The sequence below is a fragment of the Streptomyces sp. NPDC047981 genome, from assembly GCF_040653315.1.
Taxonomy (GTDB): Bacteria; Actinomycetota; Actinomycetes; order Streptomycetales; family Streptomycetaceae; genus Streptomyces.
Genome location: NZ_JBEZNQ010000010.1, coordinates 125386 through 147351, shown reverse-complemented (window position 1 = coordinate 147351; position 21966 = coordinate 125386). Strand labels below are relative to the sequence as shown.

Here is a 21966-nt window from a genome sequence, read left to right as displayed (position 1 = left end):
TTCGCGCGATCACCCTACTCTTCCGATCAAACTGCGTGTTTTCATACTATCGCTCAAGCGATCTTGACGATCGAAAGAGCGATCAATATGGTCATGCGTCATGACCTCGCTGTACATCCGCACGGCCGAGCAGATCATGCGGGACGCCCGCGGCCGGGCCGGCGGCGAGTCCGGCGTGCGCAGAATCCCGAGCGAACGCGCCCTCGCCTCCTCCCTGGAGGTGAACAGGCAGACCGTGCGACGCGCCCTGGAGCACCTCCGCACGGCCGGGCTGATCCGCACCGACAGAACCGGCACCTACGCCTACACCGGGACGTCCGCCCCGGAGCGGTCCGCCGCAGGTCTCGGCACCCAGCCCCTCTATCCCGGCGGAGCCGACTTCGGCGGCCTGACCCTCCGCGCCGCCGCCACGCTCGCGTACGAACCCGTACCCCCACCGATCGAGGCGCTGCTGGGGCTCGACCCCGACCGGCCCACGCTCGTCCACCGGCACCGGCTCGTCCTCGGTTCGGGGGAGACCGTGCAGCGGGCCGTCTCGTACTTCTCGCACACCGCCCTGTCGCACGTGCCCAAACTGAACAGACGGGTCCGCCGGGTCCGCCGTCATCCGTACGGGCCGCAACCCGATCTGCGCCACCTCTACGTGTGGATGGCGGAGGCCGGGCTGCGCCCCGTGCGACGGGACCGGGTGCGGGTGAACCCCGGCCAGCGCGGTGGACTCTGGCTCTCCATACGGAAGCTGGTGCACGATCAGCACGACCGGCTCCTGGAGGTCACGGACCTCAGCATCGACCCGCGGCGCGGGGAGGTCGGCTACGAATTCGTGCTGCCGGCCCTCCCCTGACGCTCACAGCCAGTCGCCGAAGCGCCGGACGTACCAGGTCTTCACGAGCTGGGTGAGGGCGCAGTACGCCAGCAGGACGCCGACCAGCCAGGGGAAGTACCCGAGGGGAAGGGCGACGAACCCCAGGCTCGCCGCGAGGGGCGAGAAGGGCAGGAAGAGCCCCGTGGCCACCCCGAGCAGGGTCATGGCCAGCACCGGCCACGAGGCGCGGGACCGGACGAACGGGATCTTGCGGGTCCGGATCATGTGGACGACCAGGGTCTGCGAGAGCAGGCCCTCGACGAACCAGCCGGACTGGAAGAGCGACTGCTCGGCCACCGTGTTCGCGGCGAAGACATGCCACATGATCAGGAACATCGCGATGTCGAAGATCGAGCTGATGGGCCCGATCGTCAGCATGAACCGGCCGATGCCCTTCGCGTCCCAGGTGCGCGGCTCCCGCAGGTACTCCTCGTCCATCCGGTCCCAGGGCGTGGCCAGCTGGGAGATGTCGTAGACCAGGTTCTGCACCAGGAGCATGATCGCGAGCATCGGCTGGAACGGGATGAACGCGCTCGCCACGAGGACGGAGAAGACGTTGCCGAAGTTCGACGAGGCCGTCATCTTGATGTACTTGACGGTGTTGCCGAAGGTCGTCCGGCCCTGGATCACGCCCTGTTCGAGGACGGTGAGGTCCTTCTCCAGCAGGATGATGTCGGCCGACTCCTTGGCGATGTCGACCGCGGTGTCGACCGAGATGCCGACGTCGGCGTCGCGCAGCGCCGCCGCGTCGTTGATCCCGTCGCCGAGGAAGCCGACCGTGTGACCCTCGGCCTGCAGGGCCCGGACCACCCGTGCCTTCTGGACCGGGTTGACCTTCGCGAACACCGTGGTGCGGGAGGCCAGTTCGCGCAGCGCGGCATCGTCGAGGGCGTCCAGGTCGGCGCCCGTGACGACGCGACCCGCGTCGAGGCCGACCTGCGCACAGACCCGGGCCGCGACGAGCTCGTTGTCGCCGGTGACGACCTTGACGGTGATGCCGTTGTCGGCGAGACCGCGCAGGGCGGCCGCCGCGTCGGCCTTCGGCGGGTCGAGGAAGGCGAGGAAGCCGACGAGCGTCAGCTCGGCCTCGTCGGCCACACCGTACGTCGCACGGCGCGCGTCCAAGGTCCGGGTGGCGACGGCGAGGACCCTCAGGCCCTGCCGGTTGTGGTCCTGGGCGGTACGGGTGACCCGCAGGCGGAGCCGGTCCGTGAGTTCGACGGTACGGTCCCCGTCGCGCAGGTGCGTGCAGAGGCCGACGACCTCCTCGACGGCACCCTTGGTGATGAGGACGTGGCCCGGCGGCGCGGCGGCCTCGCCCGGGGTGAGGGCGTTGCGTCGCAGGACCACGGACATCCGGCGGCGGGCGAAGTCGAAGGGGATCTCGTCGACGAGGGTGAAGCGGGAGTCGACCACGACCTCCTCGGCCTCGTGGACGTGGTCGATGACGGCCTGGTCGAGCAGGTTGCGCAGCCCCGTCTGGAAGTGCGCGTTGAGGTATCCGTACTCGAGCACGTCGGCGTTCTCGGCGCCGTGGACGTCGAGATGGCGGTCGAGGACGATCCGGTCCTCGGTGAGGGTGCCGGTCTTGTCGGTGCACAGCACGTCCATCGCGCCCAGGTTCTGGATCGCGTTGAGCTGCTTGACGACGACCTTCTTCTTCGGCATCGCCACCGCGCCGCGCGCCAGGTTGGCGGAGACGACCATCGGCAGCATCTCCGGGGTCAGCCCGACGGCGACGGCGACCGCGAACAGGAAGGCCTCGTGCCAGTCGCCCTTGGTGACCCCGTTGATCGCGAAGACCACGGGGACCATGACCAGCATGAAGCGGATCAGCAGGAAGCTGACCTTGCGGACGCCGATGTCGAAGGTGGTCTGCGGGCGCGCGCCGACGAGGGAACCGGCCATGGAACCGAAGTACGTGTCGGAGCCGGTGGCCACGACGACGCCGGTCGCGGTGCCGGACGTGACGGAAGTCCCCATCAGGCAGAGGGTGTCGGCCTCGGCGGGGTCGAAGCCGGTACGCCGGCCCCGGACCGGGGCGGTGCCGGTGCCCGGGGTGCCCGCGGTGCCCGGGGTGCCCGGGGTGCCCGGGGTGCCCGGGGTGCTCGCGGTGTCCGCCTTGGCGACGGGCAGCGACTCGCCGGAGAGCGAGGCCTGAGAGACCATCAGGTCCTTGGCGGTCAGCAGCCGCAGGTCGGCCGGGACGAGGTCGCCGGCGGCCAGCAGCACCACGTCACCGGGGACGACCTGGTCGATCGGGATCTCGACGGTGGTGGGTTCCGCCCCGCGCCCGGCCCGGCGCTGGACGGCGGTGGTCGTGGTGACGAGCGCCTTCAGCGCGTCCGCGGCCCGGCCGGAACGGTACTCCTGCCAGAAGCGGAGCAGTCCGCTGATCGCGACCATCGTCGACAGGATGACGACACCGGGGTCGGCGGGGTCCTGCCAGTACATGACGGCGGCGAGGAAGACGAGGACCGCGATGAACGGGTTGCAGTAGGCCTTGAGCAACTGCACGGCCCAGCCGGGCGCGTGCTCCTCGGCGACGACGTTGCGGCCGTGGACCTGCAGGCGGTGGGCCGCCTCGCGGTGGTCGAGGCCTTCGCGGCCCGCGGCGAGGTCGGCGAGCACGTCGGCCGGGCTCCGGTCCCCGACCTCGTGGAGCTGGCCGGCGGCGGCGTTCGTACGGGCCTGGAGTTCGGCGAAACCGCGCTCCCGGCGCAGCGTCCTGGTGGTGAGCAGGGTCATGGTGAGCCTCCCTCCCGAGATCCGCGCGCGGCAGGGCCGGGCGCGGCTCAGGGAGTGGTCGTGGGGCACGCGGGCGGCGTGGCCGGCCCGGGCCCTCACAGGAACAGGTGAGGGGGAGCGCCCTGTGTCGAGGGCGCGCATGCGTCGACGTCCGCCGGAACACGGGCCGTGTCGAGACCCGGTCAGGACCTGTGCGTCAGGACGCGGCGTCAGGACCCGCTGAAGGGACCCGGTGTCAGGACGGCCTGGACCGCAGGGCCTCGAGTGCCGCGCAGCCCGGTCGACCGAACGGCGGCGGGGAGACGGCCGGTCGGCCGTACGGCGGCCGGGTCGGCGGCCGGTTCAGACGGCTCGGACGGCTCGAACGGCGTCGGCGCAGAGGGCGAGTCGGCTCAGACGGCCGACGCGGTACGGCAAGGACTTCCTTCGGGACTCATCCCGAACACCTCCTCGCTTCGTACCGACAGGACTGCCGCCGCGGCAGCTCACGCTCGCGGCGACATGTCGACCCTAGCCCGGACCACGCGGCACCCCTGATGACGAAAGTCGCGCAGGCCCATCGGGCCCGAGCCCGCTTCAGCTCCTCTGACCTGCGGTTTTCCGGCCGTTGCGGTCAGAGACCCCACCGTTCTCCCTTTGCTGTCTCTTTGTCGACCGATGACGCCCGCAAAGGGTTCACGCGCGCGGAAGGCCCTCGCCCCATTTAATGGAAAGGTGGCGCGCGAGCGAGAGGGTGACGCGGTGACTCGTGAGGGATCAGAGCCTGCGGTGATCAGTGTGCTGGTCGCGGACGACAGCGAGATCGTGCGCCGGGGTCTGAGCGACATCCTCGCGTCGGCCGACGACATCCATGTCGTCGGCCAGGCGTGGGACGGGCACAGCGCAGTCGACCTCGCCCGCCGGATGAGCCCCGACGTCGCCCTCGTCGACATCCGTATGCCGGGCATGGACGGCCTGGCCGCGACGCGCGAGCTGCGCGCGTTGCCCGCCGCGCCCCGCGTCCTGATCCTCACCACGTTCTCGGCCGACGAGTACGTCGAGGAGGCGATCGCGGCCGGGGCGGGTGGCTTCCTGCTGAAGAACAGCCCGCCCGAGGAACTGCTGCGCGCCGTGCGCTATGTCGCGACCGGTCAGGGGGTCCTCGACCCGGCCGTGGCGGGGCGGGTGATGGAGCAGGCGGCCCAGCGGAGCAACCGGCTCACGGTCGAGGAACAGGGCCTGCTGGACGGCCTGAACGACAAGGAACGCCGACTGCTCGGCCTGATCGGCCGGGGCCTTTCGAACGCTGCGATCGGCGAGGAGATCCACGCCAGCGAGGGCACGGTGAAGAACCAGGTCAGCCGACTGCTGGCCAAGATCGGCGCGGACAACCGCGTACAGGCGGCTCGCCTGGCGTACCGGGCGGGCCTGGAGGACTGAGACGGAGCCGACGCCGGGCCGGCGAGGCGCCTGCCCGGACCCTCGGGACCGGCCCGACGGTCGGCCGGCAGCCTTGGGGCAGTCAGCAGTCAGGCAGGCGCGAAGCCTCCAGCCAGGCAGCCAGGCAGCCATGCGGCCGCGCGCAGGTGACGGGCGGGGGCGGCCCGCCGCGGTGGCTGGGATCACGCGGCGGCCGGGACCTGGAACCAGACCCACTTGCCCCGCGAACCGACCGTCGCCACGCCCCAGGTCTCGGCCAGCATGTCGAGGAGGTCGAGACCGCGACCGGTCTCCAGACCCGCCTCCTCGGCCTCGTCGACGTGGCAGGACCGGACGCCGGAGCCCAGGCCGGGCTCCGCGTCGAAGACCGCGCCGGTGATGACTCCGGTCCCCTCGTCGAAGCCGACCGCGACCTCGATCTCGTCGCCCTTCGCGTAGCGGACGGCGTTGCCCACGACCTCGGAGAGCAGCAGCTCGGCCGCGTCGCCGCCGCCGTGGTCGCCGGGAGTGACGGCCTTCAGCACGCCACGGGCCTCGGCGGCCGCGCGCGGGTGACGGGACAGGACGGCCGTACCGCACAGCTCGTTCATGATGGCTCTCCACATCGAAGTGGTCGGCCCCCCTGGCTTCCTCTTCCAGCGTGACCGCGCGGAGGCCGCCGATCCGCTCACTTTCTCCCTCACCTCGCGGTACGCGCGTCACTGGGGGGAGTGACGATCGTCATCGGGTGAGGAAGGCGAAAGGGCGCGAAAAGTGAAGAGAAAGCGCTTGCTGAATTGCCCCTGGCGTGGCGCGTCCTGCCGGGCGTAGAGTACCGGCGCCCCGAGCCCCCGCCCGTGGCAGAACACCTCGCTCACCACCACACCCGAGGACCGCACCATGACCGTCGTGCCCACCGCCGCACAGCTCGCCTGGCAGGAAAGCGGTTTCGGAATCTTCCTGCACTTCGGCGTCAACACGTTCCACGGCAAGGAGTGGAGCGACGGGACTCTCGACCCGGCGACGTTCGACCCCACGGAGCTGGACGCCCGCCAGTGGGCGCGGACCGCGGCCGAGGCGGGAGCGGGCCATGTGATCCTGACCGCCAAGCACCACGACGGATTCTGCCTCTGGCCGACCGGCACGACCGCGTACTCCGTGGCCTCGTCCCCGTGGCGCGAAGGCCGCGGAGACGTCGTCGCCGAGCTGGCCGAAGCCTGCCGCGAGGTCGGCATCGGACTGGGGCTCTACCTCTCGCCGTGGGACCGCAACGCGAGCTGCTACGACGACCCGGAGGCGTACGACGCCTTCTACGTCCGGCAGTTGACCGAACTCTGCACCCGCTACGGGCCGCTGGCCGAGCTGTGGTTCGACGGGGCCGGATCGGAGAACCGCCGCTACGACTGGGACGCCGTCATGGCCGTGGTCGACGCCCACCAGCCCGACGCCATGGTCTTCAACATGGGCCGGCCCACCCTGCGTTGGGCGGGCAACGAGGACGGACTCGCCGCCGACCCCTGCTGGTACGCCACGGACACCACGGGCATCAGCATCTACGACGACGGTGCCCACGGCCTCGACCAGATGCGCTATCTGCCGCCGGAGTGCGACGTACCCATCCGGGGCAACTGGTTCTGGCAACCCGACGACCTGCACACCCTCAAGAGCCGGGAGCACCTCCTCGCCCTCTGGTACCGGTCCGTGGGGCTCGGCGCCGGTCTCCTCCTCAACGTCCCCCCGGACCGCCGCGGCCTCATCGACGAGGCCGACCGGACCCGCCTGCTCGACTTCACCGCCGAGCTGCGGCGCCGGTTCGCCACACCCCTGCCGGGCGAACTCAGCCCCGCGGGCGAGGGCGAGACCCTCGTCCGCTTCCCCGGCCCGGTCACCTTCGACCACCTCGAGCTGCGCGAGGAACTGACCTCGGGCCAGCACATCAGCGGGCACGAGGTCCTCGCCGACGGGCGTCCCGTCGCGGCGGGCGGCACCGTCGGTGTACGGCGCGTGCACGCGACGCGCGCCACGACGGCCCGGGAACTCCTCGTCCGCCTCCGCGGCGGCTCCACCCTCGCGTCGGTCACCGCGTACCGCACCGGCCACACCTCCCCGCCCGCCCTCCAGGCGCAGCCGGCCTCCATGACGGACAAGTTCGACGCACCCCAACCCCGGTGACGCTGCGTCATCGGGGATACGGCACGATGGCCGCATGAACGAACAACGGGGAAGCACAGCAGGGGAATCCAGCAGGGCCGAGGAGCCCCTCGGGGACCTCGCGCGGCGGCTCGTCGCGGCCGACACCGACGACTGGACGCCGGAGGGCATGCGGGCGGTGGCCGCCGAACTCGGCTGGGCATGGGGCGGCGCGGCGGACGCACCGGTGCTGGCCACGGGCCGGGCCGCGGGCGACGCCCGGCTGCGCCCGGTCGGCGAGTACGAGAAGCGGTACGTCGGCGGTGAGTCGTACGTCGAGATCGCGGTCCCGGTGGCGGTACCCGCCCCGGACGCCACGGCTCAGGCCGCTGCCTTCCGGGCCGCCAAGGAGGAGCTGACCAAGGCGCTCGGCGTGCCGTCGGTGATGGGTTCCCACGGCGACATGGGCCCCTTCTACGACAGCCAGCCGCTCTGGGGCGCACCCTTCCTGCGCTGGCGCGGCCAGGCGGACACGCTCGAACTGCGCGCGGGCAAGGCCGGTCCTGAGCTCGTGCTCCAGCCGACCGACCCGGCGGAGAACTGGTTCTGGCGTCAGGGCGTCGGCGAGGAACACTCGATCAGCGGCTTCTTCGGCAGCAACCGCGACACGGCCAACGTCGGCCTCGGCTTCCCCGGTGGCTGGAAGGCCCGCAGCTGGGAGACCGTCACCCGGTCGCTCGGGGACTTCCTGGGAGCGCTGCCCGCCGAGACCGCCGCCCTGGGCATCCGCATCGGGATGCCGCTCTACGGGCGCAACGGGCAGAGCGCGCCGCTGCTCTTCGAGGTGGCGTGCGGAGAGCGGCTCTCCATCGGCTGCTTCGCCCCGGACGACGTCGATCTCGCCGCACTCGGGTGGGGCACGGTCGCCGAACACCCGCACACCGCTTCGGTCTTCTCCGACGACGACCCGGTGTGGCGCGTGGACGGCGGCGGCCCGGGCGAGCCGAAGGGCCACGCGCTCGCCGAGATGCTCGTGGCGACGGCCAGGGCGGCGGGCGCGAGCGAGCCCACCGACCTGATCGTCGGCGGGGAGGCGTGCTACGTGGACGGCTACGACGTCACGTACTACGGCCTCGGCCTGCCGACCGGCTGACCCACCGCGCGACATCCCGAGGGGGCGCACCGTCGCGGTGCGCCCCCTCAGGCGTCCGCCCCTCAGCCGTCCGCCGCCCGCCGCTCCGGCAATCCGGCCCGATCGGCGGGACACCCCCTAGAGTGCGCACGTGCGTAGTGAGACCTCCTCGTCGGACCGTCGGACCCGCGCGTGGCGACGGGGTTGGCTCTGGTGGCTGCCGCTCCTGGGGGTGGGCCTCGCCCTGGTCACAGATGTGCTCCTCGGGGGCCGGGAACCCGTCAGCGTCGTGCTCACCGGCATCCCGCCGCTGGTCGCGGCGACGCGTGATCTCTACAGCCTGTGCGAGACGCCCTTCGGCGTACGCGCGGTCATCGGCGACGTACGGGCAAGGGGCTGGACGCCGTACAGGCGGTCGCCGCGGTCCTGGGCAGCTTCCGGGTCTCCGCCCATGAATGGCGGGAGCTCCCCGTCCTGGCGGACCGCCTGGAGCTCAGCATCGACCGCAACGTCCCGCGTGACGCGGCCGGCGATCCCGAACTGTTCGTGACCGCCCTGGTCATGGAGCTCGCCGAGGGCACCGTACGCATCGCGGACTGCGGCCACCCGCCGCCGATCGCCGTCGGCCCCCGGGGCGCCCGCCCCCTCGACACCGTCCCCGACCTCCCGCTGGGCCTGCGGGAACTCCGCCCCGAACCGTCCCCGACCACCGAGCACAGGCTGAGCCCGGGCGAGGCCCTGGTCGTCTACACGGACGGCATCAGCGAGGCCCGCAGCGCCGAAGGCGTCTTCTACCCGGTCCTGGAGCGTCTGGACGAACGCTTCCGCGACGGATCCGCGGTGGATCCGCACGCGGTCGTCTCCTTCCTGGAAGAGGACGTCAGGACGTGGTCGCCGAAGGCCGAGGGGGACGATCAGGCGGTGCTCGCCATGACCTTCGTCCCCCGGCCGGCGGACTGAACCCCGCCGTCACCCCTGTGGAGCCCTGCGACACCGGCGGCTAGGGTGAGGTGAGAAGGCCCGTGGGAAGCCGGGAGCCGTCATGCGCGGACACCGCGGACACCGCCCCGAGCCGCCCGACAGCGTGCAGGAACTTCTGGTCGCTCTCGGGCAGCTCGTCGACCAGGCCGTGGAACGGATCGAGTTCCAGCGGGCCCGGGTCGAGCTTGCCCTGGCCCTGCAGCGGCACATGCTGCCGCCGGGGCTGCCGGAGCTGCCCGGGCTGCACATCGCCGCCCGGTACGCGCCCTCGCGCGACGGCCTGGACGTGGGCGGCGACTGGTACGACGCCTTCGTCATGCACGACGGGTCGCTCGGGCTCACCATCGGCGACGTCCAGGGCCATGACGTGGAGGCGATCGCCTTCATGGGGCAGGTGCGCACCAGCCTCCGTGCCCTCGCGCAGACGACCAGCGACACCCGGGAGGTCCTGGGCCGCGCCAACGAGCTGCTGATCGCCATGGGCGTCGGCCGCTTCGCGACCTGCTGCTTCCTCCGCTTCGACCCGGCCACCCGTGATCTCACGGTCTCCCGGGCCGGCCATGTCCCCATGGTCTGGGCCACGGCCGGCGGCCGGTACGGCATCGCGCTCGACAACGGCGGGCCGCCGCTCGGCATCGTGTCGGGCGAGCAGTACCCGGTGACCCACCGGCGTCTGACCGAGGCCGGGGCGCTCGTGCTCCTCACCGACGGCGTGGTGGAGGGCCCGCACTATCCGATGGAGGCAGGGCTCGACGAGGTGGCCACCCTGGTGCGCGCGGGCTTCGACGCCGACCCCGACGTACTGGCCTCCGCCGTCGTCAAGGTGGCCGACCTGACGGGACACCGGGACGACGCCGCGGTCCTCGTCGTCTGCTACGACGGCCCGGGGCCCGAGGACTGAACCACGGCGACGCTGGGTCGCAGGCGGCGGCATCCGCGTGCAGACTGCTGTCGTGCGCAGTCAGGAGTGGGGTCGTCACGGGTCCGCCGCGCTGCGCATGCTCGCCGTCGCCGCCGTGTACTACGGCTCCGCACGGATCGGACTGCTCCAGCAGCTCGTGCGCGACCAGGTCACGCCCCTGTGGCCGCCCACCGGCGTCGCGCTGGCGTCGCTGTTCCTGCTGGGGCCCGGCGTCTGGCCGGGTATCGCGCTGGGCGCCTTCCTCGTCAACGTGTCCCTCGGGCCCTCGTTGCTCGCCGTCCTCGTCATCACCGTCGGCAACACCCTGGCACCCGTCTGCGCCTTTCTGATGCTGCGCGCCGTGGGGTTCAGGACCCGGCTGGACCGCCTGCGGGACGTACTGGCGCTGGTCTTCCTCGGTGCGCTCGCCGGGATGCTGATCAGTTCGACCATCGGCAGCGGCGTCCTGGTCCTCTCCGGAGCGCTGGACGCCGGCGACTTCTGGCCCACCTGGTCGATCTGGTGGACCGGCGACGCGATGGGGATCCTCGTCGTCACGCCGTTCCTCTTCGTGCTGCGCAGGGCGCGGTGGCCGTCGCGGGCCGGCCCCGGCCGCTGGATCGAGGCGGTGGCACTGGGGCTCGGTACGTTCGTCGTCACGCTCCTGGCGACCCGTACGGACGACTCCAGCCTGCTCTTCCTCGTCTCGCCGTTCCTCATCTGGGCGGCCTTCCGCTTCCGCCTGGCGGGCGCGGCGCCGTGCGCGCTCGGCGTGACGATCCTCGCGGTTCTGGCCGCCGCCGGCGAGCACGGTCCGTTCACCGGCGAGGACGTCTTCGCCGACATGGTCACCCTGCAGGCGTTCAACGGCACGACGGCGCTGACCGCTCTGCTGCTCGCGGCCGTCATCACGGAACGTGACGAGACCCACGAGGAGATCAAGCAGGTGTGCACGCGGCTCGCGGAGATGGTGGCCCGGATGGAGCCCCGGCCCGAGACGTTCGACGGGCCCCCCGGGGCCGCCGAGGATCCGCCCGGGGCTCCTCCGGACCGGCTGCCGCCCTGACACCGCCCGTCCGTCCCCGGTTCACGGCGACGGACGGGCGGAGACAGCGGGCTACGGAGCCATCTCGTACGCGCCCGACAGCGCCTCGACGCGCTGCCAGACCCGGCCCGAGCGGGCCTCGTCGACGACCGGCCGCCGGACGGCGCCCAGCGACCAGTTCTGCTGCGCGTCGGTGGCGGAGTCCTTGCCGTGCAGTTCGACGGCGTGCGCGGAGAAGTCCCGTACGAGCACGGCGAACAGCTCGTCCAGGACGTCCTCGTCGAGTTCCGTGAGCCGCGCCTGCTCCAGGACCAGCTGGCCGTGGACGACGAGCGCGAAGAGCTGGCCCACCGCGAGGAGCAGGTCGAGGTCGCGGCTCTGCTCCTCGTCGGGGGCCGCGGTGGTGACGAACGCGCACAGGGCGTCGGCCTGCTCGCGGAAGCGCTCGACGTTGGGCAGATGGGCGTAGGCGTCGTACGCCGTACGCCAGTCGTGGAAGCGTACGGAGCCCAGGCCGCGGGCCGGTCCCTGACGGAAGAGGAACGCGTCGTCCGCCGCGTCCAGGCGGGTCGGGACGGGCTCGTACGCGACCGGGTCGAGCAGGTGGTTCTTCATGAACTTGAGGATCAGCGCCAGGTTGACGTGGACCGTGCCCTCCAGCTTCGGCAGGCCCCGGATCTCGACGGCCGCCTGGGCGAAGTAGTTGTCCTTCTCGAACCCCTTCGCGGCGATGACGTCCCACATCAGGTCGATGACCTTCTCGCCCTCCGTGGTCACCTTCATCTTCGTCATCGGGTTGAAGAGGAGGTAGCGGCGGTCGTCGGGTCCGGCGGTGCGGAAGTAGTCGACGGCGCGGTCGCTGAACAGCTTCATGCCGACGAGCCGGACGTAGGCGTCGGTGAGCTCGCGCCGCACGTGCGGGAAGGCGGTGACGGGGCGGCCGTAGAGGATCCGGTTCTGCGCGTGGGTCACCGCCTCGTACATCGCGTGCTCGCAGATGCCGATCGAGGCGGTGCACAGGTTGAACTTGCCGACGTTGACCGTGTTGAGTGCGGCGTCGAAGGCGGCCCGGCCGGTGTGCAGGACGTCCTGCGCCGCCACGGGATAGTCCTCCAGACGGAACTCGCTGACGTACTTCGACGAGTCGACGACGTTCTTCACGAGGTGGTACGCCTCGTGCCGGCTGTCGGCGGCGAAGAAGACGTAGCCGTCGGGGCCTTCGACGTCGGTGCGGCGGCCGAAGACGGAGACGAGCCCGGCCGCGTTGCCGTTGCCGATGTAGTACTTGGATCCGGTGGCGCGGAAGCCGCCCTCACCGTCGGGGGTGAGCAGCATGTCGGTGGAGTAGATGTCGGCGCCGTGGGTCTTCTCGGACAGGCCGAAGGCGAACACCTCACCCTGGGAGAGGAGTTCGGCCGCACGGGCGCGGGCGGCCGGGTTCTCGCTCTGCCACACGGGGCCGAGGCCGAGGATCGTGACCTGCCAGGCGTACCAGTAGTCGAGTCCGTAGAAGCCGAGGATCTCGTTGAGGGCGGCGATGCGCGCGGTGTCCCAGCGCTTGTCGCCCTCGCCCTCGCCCTCGGCGGCGGAGGACGGCGTCAGGAACGTCGCGAACAGGCCCTCCTTGGCGGAGAAGGCCAGGAAGTCGGCCAGCCAGGCCCGCGACCGGTAGTCCGCTATCAGCTTGCGCTTGCCGCGCTCCTCGAACCAGTCGACGGTCGCGCGCAGCAGCCGGCGGGTCTCGGGATCGAAGTGCGCCGGGTCGTAGGTGTGCGGGTTGAACAGCAGCGAGTCGGCCATGTGCTCCGTCTTTCGGTCCGGTGAGGGATGAGGGGTGGTGGTTCAGCGTTCGGAATCGAGCCGGTGGAGCGTGGCGAGAACGTCGTCGAGCCAGGCGAGGGTCATCCGCTCGTACGCGATGCCACCGCGCAGCACGACGTGCTGGAGCTCCGCGCCCGGGTCGGGCCGGTCGTCCGCCGCACCCGGGGCGCCGGGGCCGGTGAAGTCCCTCTCCTCGCCCGCGAGGTAGTGGGCGAGGCGCTCGGCGTGAGCCTGCCGGTGCCGCTCCACCTCGCCGATCAACGCGGTGGGGTCGTCGAAGGCCGCACCCCGGATCTTGACGGCGAGGTCGTGCCGGACGCTCTCGGGCTCGACGGGCTCGTGCAGCCAGGTGGACAGGGCGGCTCGTCCGGGAGCGGCGACCGAGTACTCCTTCTTGTCCGGGCGGCCCTGCTGCGGCACGTCCCTGACGTCGATCCAGCCGTCGCTCTCCATCCGCTTGAGGACGCGGTAGATCTGCTGATGGCTGGCGGTCCAGAAGTACCCGATGGACCGCTCGAAGCGCCGGGCCAGTTCGTAACCGGAACCCGGCTTCTCCAACAGGGAGACAAGAATCGCGTGCTCGATCGCCACGGTCGAATCCTTCTATGCAACTCGTTGCATAGGCAAGCCCGGCCGCCCCGGTGAGACGTGACTCACCACCCCTCCGCCGGGGCCGCCGGAGCGCGGTCAGGACGTCTGCCCGCTGATGTTGACGAGCCAGGTGATGCCGAAGCGGTCCGTACACATGCCGAAGACATCGCCCCACATCTGCATCTCCAGCGGGACCGAGACCGTGCCGTCGCCGGAGAGCTTGGCCCAGTAGCCGCGCAGCTCCGCGTCGTCCTCCCCGCTCACGCTCACCGAGATGGTGTTCCCGGGCCGGAACTCCATACCCGGGGCCACGTCGCCGGCCATGAGGGTGAAGCCGCTGTCGGTCTCCAGCTGGCTGTGCATGATCTTGTCGACAGAGTCCCCGGCCTCCTTCTCGCCGAACTCGCCGTAGGTGTTCAGGGCCAGGGTGCCGCCGAAGACCTCCTTGTAGAACTCCATGGCCTGCCGGGCGTCTCCGTCGAACGTGAGGTAGGGGTTGAGTCGGGACGGCATGAGTGTTCCTTTCGTGACGTTCTGTCAGCTCTGCGTAGATTGGCATCTACGCCCTGGAAACGTGGATGCCGTGGGGGTTCGCCGACGGTAGGTTGACCCTGCTGGGTGAGGGGCGGGCGAAGCAGGGGGGCGACGCCGATGATGTTCGGGTACTCGGACGACGGGTGGGCGCTGCTCATGCTCCCGACCCTGCTGTGGGTGCCGTTCGGGCCGTTCGCCATGCTCCTGCTGGGGGTGTGGAGCGCCTCGGCACCCGGTCGGCGTCCCCGGCTGTGGTCGGTCCTCGTCCCGCTGACACCGCTGCTGACCTCGGCGATCCTCATGACCTTCCCGCTGGAGAAGTGGGAGCGGCCGAGGCGTGTGGACGGGCGCCTCGACCCGCCGCCGGCCCTGGACGACCTCTTCGGCTACCTGCTCGTGTACGTCGGGGGGATCACGGTGCTGCCCTGGCTCCTTGCCTACGGCATCACGCGGCTGGTGCGCTTCGTACGCGCCCGCCGACGCGGCCCGGCGGAGCCGCACGCGGCGGACGCGGCATGACGCCGCACGGCCGGCCGTCCACGTGTGCGAAGGTGCCCCGGTGACCGACACGAACGAGACCACCGACCACCGACTGCTCCTCGGCTGCATGGGCCTGGGCGGAAGCTGGGACACGAGCCCCCACACGACCGCCGACATCGACGCCGCGGAGGCCGCCGTCGAGGCGGCCCTCGACAGCGGCATCACCGCCTTCGACCACGCCGACATCTACCGGCACGGGAAGTCCGAGGCCGTCTTCGGCGAGGTCCTGGCCCGCTCGGCCGGGTTGCGCGAGCGGATCACCCTGCAGACCAAGTGCGGTATCCGGCTGGCCGAGGAGGACCGGCCCGGCATGTACGACCTGCGCGGCGCCTCCCTCGTCCGCAGGGTCGAGGAGAGTCTGGAGCGGCTGCGCACCGACGTCCTCGACGTCCTCCTCCTGCACCGGCCCGACCCGCTGGCAGACCCCGCCGACATCGGCGAGGCCCTGACCTCTCTTCACCGGCAGGGGCTCGTCCGCCGGTTCGGCGTCTCGAACATGAACGCCGCGCAGATCGCCCGGATCCAGGCCCACCTGGAGGCGCCCCTCATGGCCAACCAGCTGGAGATGAGCCTCCACCGGCGCGCCTGGCTGGAGGACGGAGTCCTCGTCAACACCCCCGAGTCCGCCGCCAACGGCTTCCCCGCCGGCACCGTCGAGCACTGCCTGACCCACGGCATCACCCTCCAGGCCTGGGGCGCTCTGGCACAGGGGCGCTACGCAGGGGCCCAGCAGACCCCGGAGGAGACGGCCACGGCCGCGCTCGTCGGGCGGCTCGCCGCCGCCAAGGGCACCACGCCGGAGACGATCGTCCTCTGGTGGCTCCGCCGCCACCCGGCCCGTATCGCCCCCGTCATCGGCACGACGAACCCGCGGCGCATCCGCGCCTGCCGCGACGCCGCGACGGCCGAACCGGCCCTGAGCCACGACGAGTGGTACGCCCTGTGGATCTCGGCCCGCGGCGCCGCGCTGCCCTAGGCTCCCTAGAACCTTCCGACAGGAACATGGCCGATGCCCGGCGGAGAGTCGCCTGGCGTCGGCCCTTCTGTCTTTGTCGAATCGGCCAATCCGGCGACCCGTGAACGCGCCGCTTCCCCGTTGTTCCCCGTGGGCCATGGCCTCAGGCTCACACGCAACCCGCGGACCCAGCGGGTGCACAGGGATCCGAAGGAGACGCCATGGGCTCGTTGGCAGGGGAGTTGACGCGGCGCAAGCCGCTCGACCTGATGATCGCGGAGGCGGGCTCCGCGACGGAGTCCGGCCGCTCCGGGCCGCCGCTGCGGCGCACCATGGGGCTGTGGCAGCTCACGCTGCTCGGGATCAGCTCGGTCGTGGGCACGGGCATCTTCTTCGTCCTCGGCACCACCGTGCCCAAGGCCGGTCCCGGCGTGGTCCTGTCGTTCGCCCTCGCCGCGGTGGTGGCGGGGCTGGGCGCGCTCTGCTACGTCGAACTGGCCGGTGCCGTCCCCGTCGCCGGGAGCACGTACTCGTACGCCTACGCCTCCCTCGGCGAGGGCGCCGCGTACCTCGTCGCCTCCTGCCTGATCCTCGAGTACGGCGTCGCCGTCTCCACCGTGGCGGTCAGCTGGGGCCAGTACCTCAACGAGGTCACGAGCAGTCTCTTCGGCTTCACGCTCCCGGACGCCGTCAGCCAGCCGCCCGGGGCGGGTGGTTACGTCAACGTCCCGGCGCTCGTGGTGGTCCTGCTGTGCTCCCTGCTCCTCGCCCGGGGGACGCGGGAGTCCGCCGCCGTCAACGCGGTCATGGTCTGCGTCAAGATCGGTGTGCTGGTCTTCTTCGTCGCGGTCGCGCTGACCGCGTTCGACAGCGACCACTTCTCCGACTTCGCCCCGCACGGCATGGGCGGCGTGGCCGTCGCCGCCTCGGGCGTCTTCTTCTCCTTCATCGGGTTCGACGCCGTCTCCACCGCGGGCGAGGAGGTACGCAACCCCCATCGCACCATCCCGCTGGCGCTTCTCCTCACCCTGCTCACCGTCACCACCCTCTACATGGCCGTCGCCGTCGCCGGTGTCGGCGCCCAGCCGACGGGCGAGTTCGGGAAGCAGGCGGACGCCGGCCAGGCCGTGCTCGCCGAGATCCTGCGCGGAGTGACAGGAGCGGGCTGGCCGGCGCTGCTGCTCTCCGCCGGAGCCGTCGTCTCCATCTTCAGCGTCGTCCTCGTGACGCTCTTCGGCCAGACCCGCATCCTGTTCTCGATGGCACGCGACGGGCTCGTGCCGGAGGTGTTCCGCCGCGTCGACCGTAAGCGGCACACCCCGGCGGGCAACACCTGGATCGTCGGCGCTGGCGTCGGCGCGCTCGCCGCGTTCGTGCCGCTCCAGCACCTGGCGGACCTGACGAGCCTGGGGACGCTGATCGCGTTCATCGCCGTCGCAGGTGCCCTCGTCGTCCTGCGCCGCATCGCCCCGGACGCCCGGCGTCCCTTCCGGGTGCCGTTCTACCCCGTCGTCCCCGTCCTGTCCGCGGCGTCGTGCCTGTACCTGGCGTGGCTGCTGCCCGGGCTCACCTGGACGCTGTTCGGATGCTGGCTGCTGCTGGCGGCCGGCCTCTACCTCGGCTTCGGGCGCCGGCACTCACGGCTGCGTGCCGGAGCGGACGCGCCCGTACCGGACACGCCCCGGGACGCGGACGCGGCCGTGGCTACGCCCGGGGGCGAGGCCCGGCCGTCGGCCGGACCGAGCGAGCCCGCTCCGCCGCACGTCTGAGTTCGATCCAGGCGACCAGCCGCACGTCGGGGTCGTCGAGATCGACGCCGAACAGCTCTCGTATCCGCCGCAGCCGGTGGCGCAAGGTGTTGGGATGCACCTGCAGCCGCGCCGCGGCGGATGCGACGTCCCCGACCGCGTCGAGCCAGGCCGTGGCCGTCCTCGCGTACTCCGTGCCCTGGGTCTCGTCGTGGGCCACGAGGTCGTCCACGGCCGAGAGCCGAAGCCAGGGGTCGCGCTCCAGTTCGTCCCCCAGCCGGTCGAGCAGGATCCGGTGCCGTACGTCCTCGGCCGTGGCGGCCGGACCGTTCGGCCCGCTCCGGGCGGTGGCCCGCAGGACGCCGTCCGCCTCGCGGCGCAGCACGGCCGGATTGCCGAGGTCGGCGTACGGCCGTGTCACCGCCGCGCACACACCGTCCCCGACCGCCCGCCGGACGGTGGCCAGCGCGGCATCGGCGAAGCGCCTGCCGGCCCCCTGCCCCATGGCCGGCAGCAGGACGTAGACGGCGCCGGACGTGGCGGCGACGGTCGCCTCCGCGCGATGAGCGGCGCAGTGCCGCACGAGGACCAGCTCCATGTGGGTCAGCAGCGCGGACGCGGCGGCGCCCTGCGGACCGTCCGCCGAGACCCCGCCCGGCAGGGCGGGCGGGGCGAAGGCGGCCAGACAGAACTCCCCACCGGGCCGCAGCCCCAGCAGCTCCGCCGCCTCCTCCGCGGACGGGCCGGAGTTGTTCAGGACGGCCCGCAGTGTGTCCCGCCGCATGCGCCGCTCCGCCTCCGGGAGGTTGAGCGCGCGCAGCAGGTGCGGTGCGGCGACCTTGGCCGCCTGCACCAGAGCCTTCTCGGCGGTCGCCGTCAGCCCCTCCTCGGGCTCGATCGCCCACAGGGTGCCCAGCGGCAGCGCGCCCGCCCGGATCGCGACGGCGGCCCGGGGCAGCTCCTCGCCCATGGCGGGAAACCGGACCGCTCCCGAGGCCGCGAGGACCTGCCGGTACTGCCGCCGCTGCTCCGGCACGTCCGGTACGCGACGCTGGAGGATGCCCCGTTCGCGTACGGCGTCGATGCGTGCCCCGGCGACCTTGGAGTACGCGACGATGTTCTGGTCCAGGTCCTCGATGGCCACCGAACCGCCGACGACGGCCGCGAGGTCGTCGGCCAGGGCGAAGAGCTCCTCACCGCCGGCCGGGGTCGATCCGGTCGGGACGCCGCTGCCGTACGCCGCGAGCAAGGCGCTCAGGGCGGCGTCCGCGTCCCGCCACGACGTGTCGTCGGCCACGGCGAGCACGGCGACGCCGCAGGAACGGGCCTCCTCGACGAGCGCCGACACGTCCCGGCCGCGCTGCTTCACCACGACCGCGGCGAAGCCCAGGTCCGCCGCGCGGCGCAGCACGCCTGAGGCTCGGACGTCCAGGACGTTGACCCCGACCAGCAGGAGCAGGCCGCCGGGCGAGGGAGCCGGATCCTCCTCCGGGTCGTGGATCACGGTGCCCCGCACCGGGACGTCGAGCCCGGCGGGCGCCACCAGGGCCCGCGCGGGGGAGTGGCCGAAGCCGTCCACCAACCCTCGCAAGGTGGCCGAATCCCCGGCCGCCTCGGAGGCGGCCACCATTGTCGGCTCGGACAACGCAGACCTCGATTCATGGGCTGATCGGCCATCTCCGGCCGCGTCCGCGGCTGCCAGGATAGCCGTGCACCGTACCGCCGACGCCGATGGGAAGCCTCGCTCATGAACGCGCCCCGATCCTCGCCCGCACCCGCAGCCGACCTCGTCTCGCTCTTTCCGCAGGGCTCCCACCTGGACGAAGACGGGCAGCTCGTGATCGGCGGGTGCCGCGCGAGCGAGCTGGCGGACAGGTTCGCCACCCCTGCCGTCGTGGTCGACGAGAACGCCCTGCGCGCCCGTGCGCGCCAGTACGTACGGGCTCTCGCCGAGCATTGGCCGAACAGCCAAGCGGTCTTCGCCTCGAAGTCGTTCCCGTGCACGGCCGTCGTCCGGACCCTCGTCGAGGAGGGCCTCGGAGTGGATGTGGCGGGAGCGGGCGAACTGGTCGTCGCGCTCGCCGCCGGCGTCGACCCGGCGCTCCTCGTCGTCCACGGCAACGCCAAGACCGACGAGGAACTGGCGATGGCGGTGGAAGCAGGCGCGGGCACGATCGTCGTGGACAACTTCCACGACATCGACCGCCTCGAACGTCTCGTCGGCGACAGCGGGCAGCGCGTCCTCCTGCGGGTCATCCCCGAGGTCGACGCGGACACGCACGAGGCGATGGCGACGGGACACCGCGGTTCGAAGTTCGGCCTCTCCGTCCCCGACGCGGTGCGGGCCGCCGAGCGGCTGCGCGCCAGTGACCGGCTCCGGCTGGACGGACTGCACGTCCACGTGGGCTCGCAGTTGCTCGGCACCGAGCCCTTCCAGCGTGCCGTCGAAGCGCTGGCCCGGCTCGGCGAACTCGGTGAGCACGCGGTGTACGACCTCGGCGGGGGCCTGGGCGTCCGCTACACCTACGGCGACCGCCCGCCGACCGTCGAGGAGTACGTCCGTGCCCTGACCGACAGCGCCCGCAAGCACCTCCCGGCCGGCGCCCGTCTCCTCATCGAACCCGGACGCTCCCTCGTCGCCGAGGCCGCGGCCACCCTGTACCGCGTGGTCACGGTCAAGCCGGGCGAGCGGACGCTGGTCGCCGTCGACGGAGGGATGGCGGACAACCTCGAACCCATGCTCTACGGTCAGCGATTCGAGGCCGCCATCGCCTCACGGGTGGGCGGCGGCGAACCGTGCGACCTGGTGGGCCGGCACTGCGAATCGGGCGACACGCTCATTCGCGGCATCGACCTGCCGGCGCCCCGGGCCGGTGACGTCGTCGCCGTCCCGGTGACGGGGGCCTACTGCTATTCGCTCTCCAACAACTACAACGGCGCCCGCCGTCCACCGGTCGTCTTCTGCCGCGACGGCCGGGCGCGCGAGGTCGTCCGCCGGGAGACCTTCGAGGACCTCCTGCGCCGGGACGTGCCCGAGGCCTGAGCCGCCGTACGGCGCGGGGCGGGCGGCGAGCGGCGGGCCTCAGGCGGTGTCGGCGGCGCGGCGGATCGCGTCGAGGGTGCGCCGCACGTCGTCGTCGGTGGTCGACCAGTTGCTCACCGAGATGCGCATGACGCGCCTGCCGTGCCAGGTGGAGCCGCTGATCCACGCCGTACCGTCGTCGAGCAGCCGGGCCAGCACCCGTTCCGTGCGCGCGTCGCTCCCGAACTCGGCGCAGACCTGCGTGAACACCACGTCGTTGAGAACCGTCGCGCCGTCGATCCCGGCGATGCCCGCGGCGAAGGCGGAGGCGTGCCGGCACAGCCGGTCGACGAGTTCGCCGACGCCCGACCGGCCGAGGGAGCGGAGCGCGGCCCACACGGTGAACGCCCGCCCGCGCCGCGACAGTTCAGGCACCTTGTCGATGGGGTCGCCGTGCTCGTGCTGGATGAGGTAGTCGCCCTGCTCGCCCATCGCCGCCCGCAGGGCCGACGGATCGCGGACGATCGCGAGCCCGCAGTCGTACGGAACGTTCAGCGTCTTGTGCGCGTCCGTCGCCCAGGAGTCCGCGTCCTGGCAGCCCGCCGTCAGCCGGGCGTGGCGCGGTGAGGCGGCCGCCCACAGTCCGAACGCGCCGTCGACATGCACCCAGGCGCCCGCCTCGCGGGCGATCCCGACGCACTCCGTGAAGGGGTCGAAGGCGCCGGAGTGGATGTCGCCGGCCTGAAGGGTCACGATCGTGGGCGAAGCCCCGCGCCCTGCGCCGGTCAGCGCGCGGCGCAACGCGTCGGGCTCGACGCGTCCTTGACCGTCGGCCGCCACCAACTCGGGCCTGCCGAGCCCGAGATAGCGCAGGGCCAGGTCGACGGCCATGTGCCGGGACCGGCCGGCGAGGACCCGTACGGCGGGGCCGCCCGCGAGGCCGTCGCGGGCGACGTTCCGGCCCGCGTCCCGCAGCACCGCGTCCCGCCCGGCGGCGAGGCAGGTGAAGTTCGCCATCGTGGCGCCCGTGGTGAAGCCGACGGCGCTCGTGCCCGGCAGGCCCAGCAGATCGAGCAACCAGGCGCCGGCGATGTCCTCCACCGCCGCGTACGCGGGCGACACCGTGCGCATGACGCAGTTCTGGTCCCAGGCGCTGACCAGCCAGTCGGCGGACAGCGCGGCCGGTTCCGTGCCGCCGACCACGAATCCGTAGAAGCGGCCGCTCGGGAACGCGGTGAGTCCCGGTTCGCAGGCCGTGGCGAGGAGCTCGACGACATCGGCGGGCGGGCTCGGCCCTTCGGGCAGTTCGGGGCCGAGCGCGCGCACGATCTCCTCGACCGGGGCACGGGCGGGGACCGGACGGTCGGGCAGGCTCGCCAGCCACCGGACCGCATGGTCGTACGCCTGTCGGAGCGCCGCCTCGCGCGGGTCCATACCTCGGACTATGCGACGGTCGCCGACGCGGGGCAAGCGGTGAGTGAATGTCAGGTGCATGACCATGACGGTCCGGGGGCATGACGTCCGTTGGCCCCGGGGCGTCGACCGTCCGGTGCAG

At 72.1% G+C, this 21966-nt stretch carries 18 protein-coding genes; 11 read left to right on the top strand and 7 right to left on the bottom strand.

The window, feature by feature from the left end; all coding sequences use genetic code 11:
* Window positions 1-100 precede the first annotated feature (100 nt).
* Complete coding sequence (locus AB0E14_RS09190; protein ID WP_362414125.1) at window positions 101-844, top strand: GntR family transcriptional regulator; 744 nt, start codon at window positions 101-103, stop codon at window positions 842-844.
* Window positions 845-847: 3 nt separating this feature from the next.
* Here the strand turns inward: AB0E14_RS09190 and mgtA are convergent, their stop codons facing one another.
* Window positions 848-3613 carry a magnesium-translocating P-type ATPase gene (gene mgtA / locus AB0E14_RS09185; RefSeq protein WP_362414123.1) on the bottom strand — a complete coding sequence of 922 codons (2766 nt, stop codon included), beginning with the start codon at window positions 3611-3613 and terminating at the stop codon, window positions 848-850.
* A gap of 768 nt (window positions 3614-4381) precedes the next feature.
* Between mgtA and AB0E14_RS09180 the strand changes: the two genes are divergently transcribed.
* Window positions 4382-5032 (top strand): response regulator transcription factor, encoded by a 651-nt coding sequence (locus AB0E14_RS09180; RefSeq protein WP_362414121.1) that lies wholly within the window; start codon window positions 4382-4384, stop codon window positions 5030-5032.
* Window positions 5033-5214: 182 nt separating this feature from the next.
* Here the strand turns inward: AB0E14_RS09180 and AB0E14_RS09175 are convergent, their stop codons facing one another.
* Window positions 5215-5622 (bottom strand): ATP-binding protein, encoded by a 408-nt coding sequence (locus tag AB0E14_RS09175; protein WP_362414119.1) that lies wholly within the window; start codon window positions 5620-5622, stop codon window positions 5215-5217.
* Between the two features lie 289 nt (window positions 5623-5911).
* Here AB0E14_RS09175 and AB0E14_RS09170 point away from each other — a divergent pair, with 289 nt between their 5' ends.
* The 5 genes from AB0E14_RS09170 to AB0E14_RS09150 all read left to right on the top strand — a co-directional run bounded on the left by AB0E14_RS09170 (window position 5912) and on the right by AB0E14_RS09150 (window position 11221).
* The gene (locus AB0E14_RS09170) at window positions 5912-7183 is read left to right on the top strand and encodes an alpha-L-fucosidase (RefSeq protein ID WP_362414117.1); all 1272 of its coding nucleotides are present in this window, start codon (window positions 5912-5914) and stop codon (window positions 7181-7183) included.
* Between the two features lie 34 nt (window positions 7184-7217).
* On the top strand, window positions 7218-8294 hold the full coding sequence (locus AB0E14_RS09165; RefSeq protein WP_362414115.1) for a hypothetical protein: 1077 nt from the start codon (window positions 7218-7220) through the stop codon (window positions 8292-8294).
* Window positions 8295-8615: 321 nt separating this feature from the next.
* The gene (locus AB0E14_RS09160; RefSeq protein ID WP_362414113.1) at window positions 8616-9233 is read left to right on the top strand and encodes a PP2C family protein-serine/threonine phosphatase; all 618 of its coding nucleotides are present in this window, start codon (window positions 8616-8618) and stop codon (window positions 9231-9233) included.
* An 82-nt stretch (window positions 9234-9315) separates the two neighbouring features.
* Window positions 9316-10155, top strand: a complete 840-nt coding sequence (locus AB0E14_RS09155) for a PP2C family protein-serine/threonine phosphatase (RefSeq protein ID WP_362414111.1) — start codon at window positions 9316-9318, stop codon at window positions 10153-10155.
* Between the two features lie 52 nt (window positions 10156-10207).
* Window positions 10208-11221 (top strand): MASE1 domain-containing protein, encoded by a 1014-nt coding sequence (locus tag AB0E14_RS09150; RefSeq protein ID WP_362414109.1) that lies wholly within the window; start codon window positions 10208-10210, stop codon window positions 11219-11221.
* Window positions 11222-11272: 51 nt separating this feature from the next.
* Here AB0E14_RS09150 and AB0E14_RS09145 read toward each other — a convergent pair whose 3' ends face one another.
* The 3 genes from AB0E14_RS09145 to AB0E14_RS09135 form a co-directional block, all read right to left on the bottom strand.
* Window positions 11273-13000: an acyl-CoA dehydrogenase family protein gene (locus AB0E14_RS09145; protein ID WP_362414107.1), complete on the bottom strand. Its 1728-nt coding sequence runs from the start codon at window positions 12998-13000 to the stop codon at window positions 11273-11275.
* A gap of 42 nt (window positions 13001-13042) precedes the next feature.
* Complete coding sequence (locus AB0E14_RS09140; RefSeq protein WP_362414105.1) at window positions 13043-13612, bottom strand: PadR family transcriptional regulator; 570 nt, start codon at window positions 13610-13612, stop codon at window positions 13043-13045.
* A 96-nt stretch (window positions 13613-13708) separates the two neighbouring features.
* Window positions 13709-14125 (bottom strand): VOC family protein, encoded by a 417-nt coding sequence (locus AB0E14_RS09135; protein WP_362414103.1) that lies wholly within the window; start codon window positions 14123-14125, stop codon window positions 13709-13711.
* A gap of 138 nt (window positions 14126-14263) precedes the next feature.
* Here AB0E14_RS09135 and AB0E14_RS09130 point away from each other — a divergent pair, with 138 nt between their 5' ends.
* The 3 genes from AB0E14_RS09130 to AB0E14_RS09120 all read left to right on the top strand — a co-directional run bounded on the left by AB0E14_RS09130 (window position 14264) and on the right by AB0E14_RS09120 (window position 17410).
* Window positions 14264-14665, top strand: coding sequence for a hypothetical protein (locus tag AB0E14_RS09130; RefSeq protein ID WP_362414101.1), 402 nt, complete (start codon window positions 14264-14266; stop codon window positions 14663-14665).
* A 40-nt stretch (window positions 14666-14705) separates the two neighbouring features.
* Entirely contained in the window at window positions 14706-15662 is a 957-nt protein-coding gene (locus AB0E14_RS09125) for an aldo/keto reductase (RefSeq protein WP_362414100.1), read from the top strand.
* Window positions 15663-15862: 200 nt separating this feature from the next.
* On the top strand, window positions 15863-17410 hold the full coding sequence (locus tag AB0E14_RS09120; RefSeq protein ID WP_362414099.1) for an amino acid permease: 1548 nt from the start codon (window positions 15863-15865) through the stop codon (window positions 17408-17410).
* Here the strand turns inward: AB0E14_RS09120 and AB0E14_RS09115 are convergent.
* On the bottom strand, window positions 17346-19034 hold the full coding sequence (locus AB0E14_RS09115; protein WP_362414097.1) for a helix-turn-helix domain-containing protein: 1689 nt from the start codon (window positions 19032-19034) through the stop codon (window positions 17346-17348). The two genes, AB0E14_RS09120 and AB0E14_RS09115, sit on opposite strands and share 65 nt — an antisense overlap.
* A 102-nt stretch (window positions 19035-19136) precedes the next feature.
* Between AB0E14_RS09115 and lysA the strand changes: the two genes are divergently transcribed.
* Window positions 19137-20432 (top strand): diaminopimelate decarboxylase, encoded by a 1296-nt coding sequence (gene lysA, locus AB0E14_RS09110; protein ID WP_362414095.1) that lies wholly within the window; start codon window positions 19137-19139, stop codon window positions 20430-20432.
* A 39-nt stretch (window positions 20433-20471) separates the two neighbouring features.
* Here the strand turns inward: lysA and AB0E14_RS09105 are convergent, their stop codons facing one another.
* On the bottom strand, window positions 20472-21845 hold the full coding sequence (locus AB0E14_RS09105) for a pyridoxal-dependent decarboxylase (RefSeq protein WP_362414093.1): 1374 nt from the start codon (window positions 21843-21845) through the stop codon (window positions 20472-20474).
* Window positions 21846-21966 lie beyond the last annotated feature (121 nt).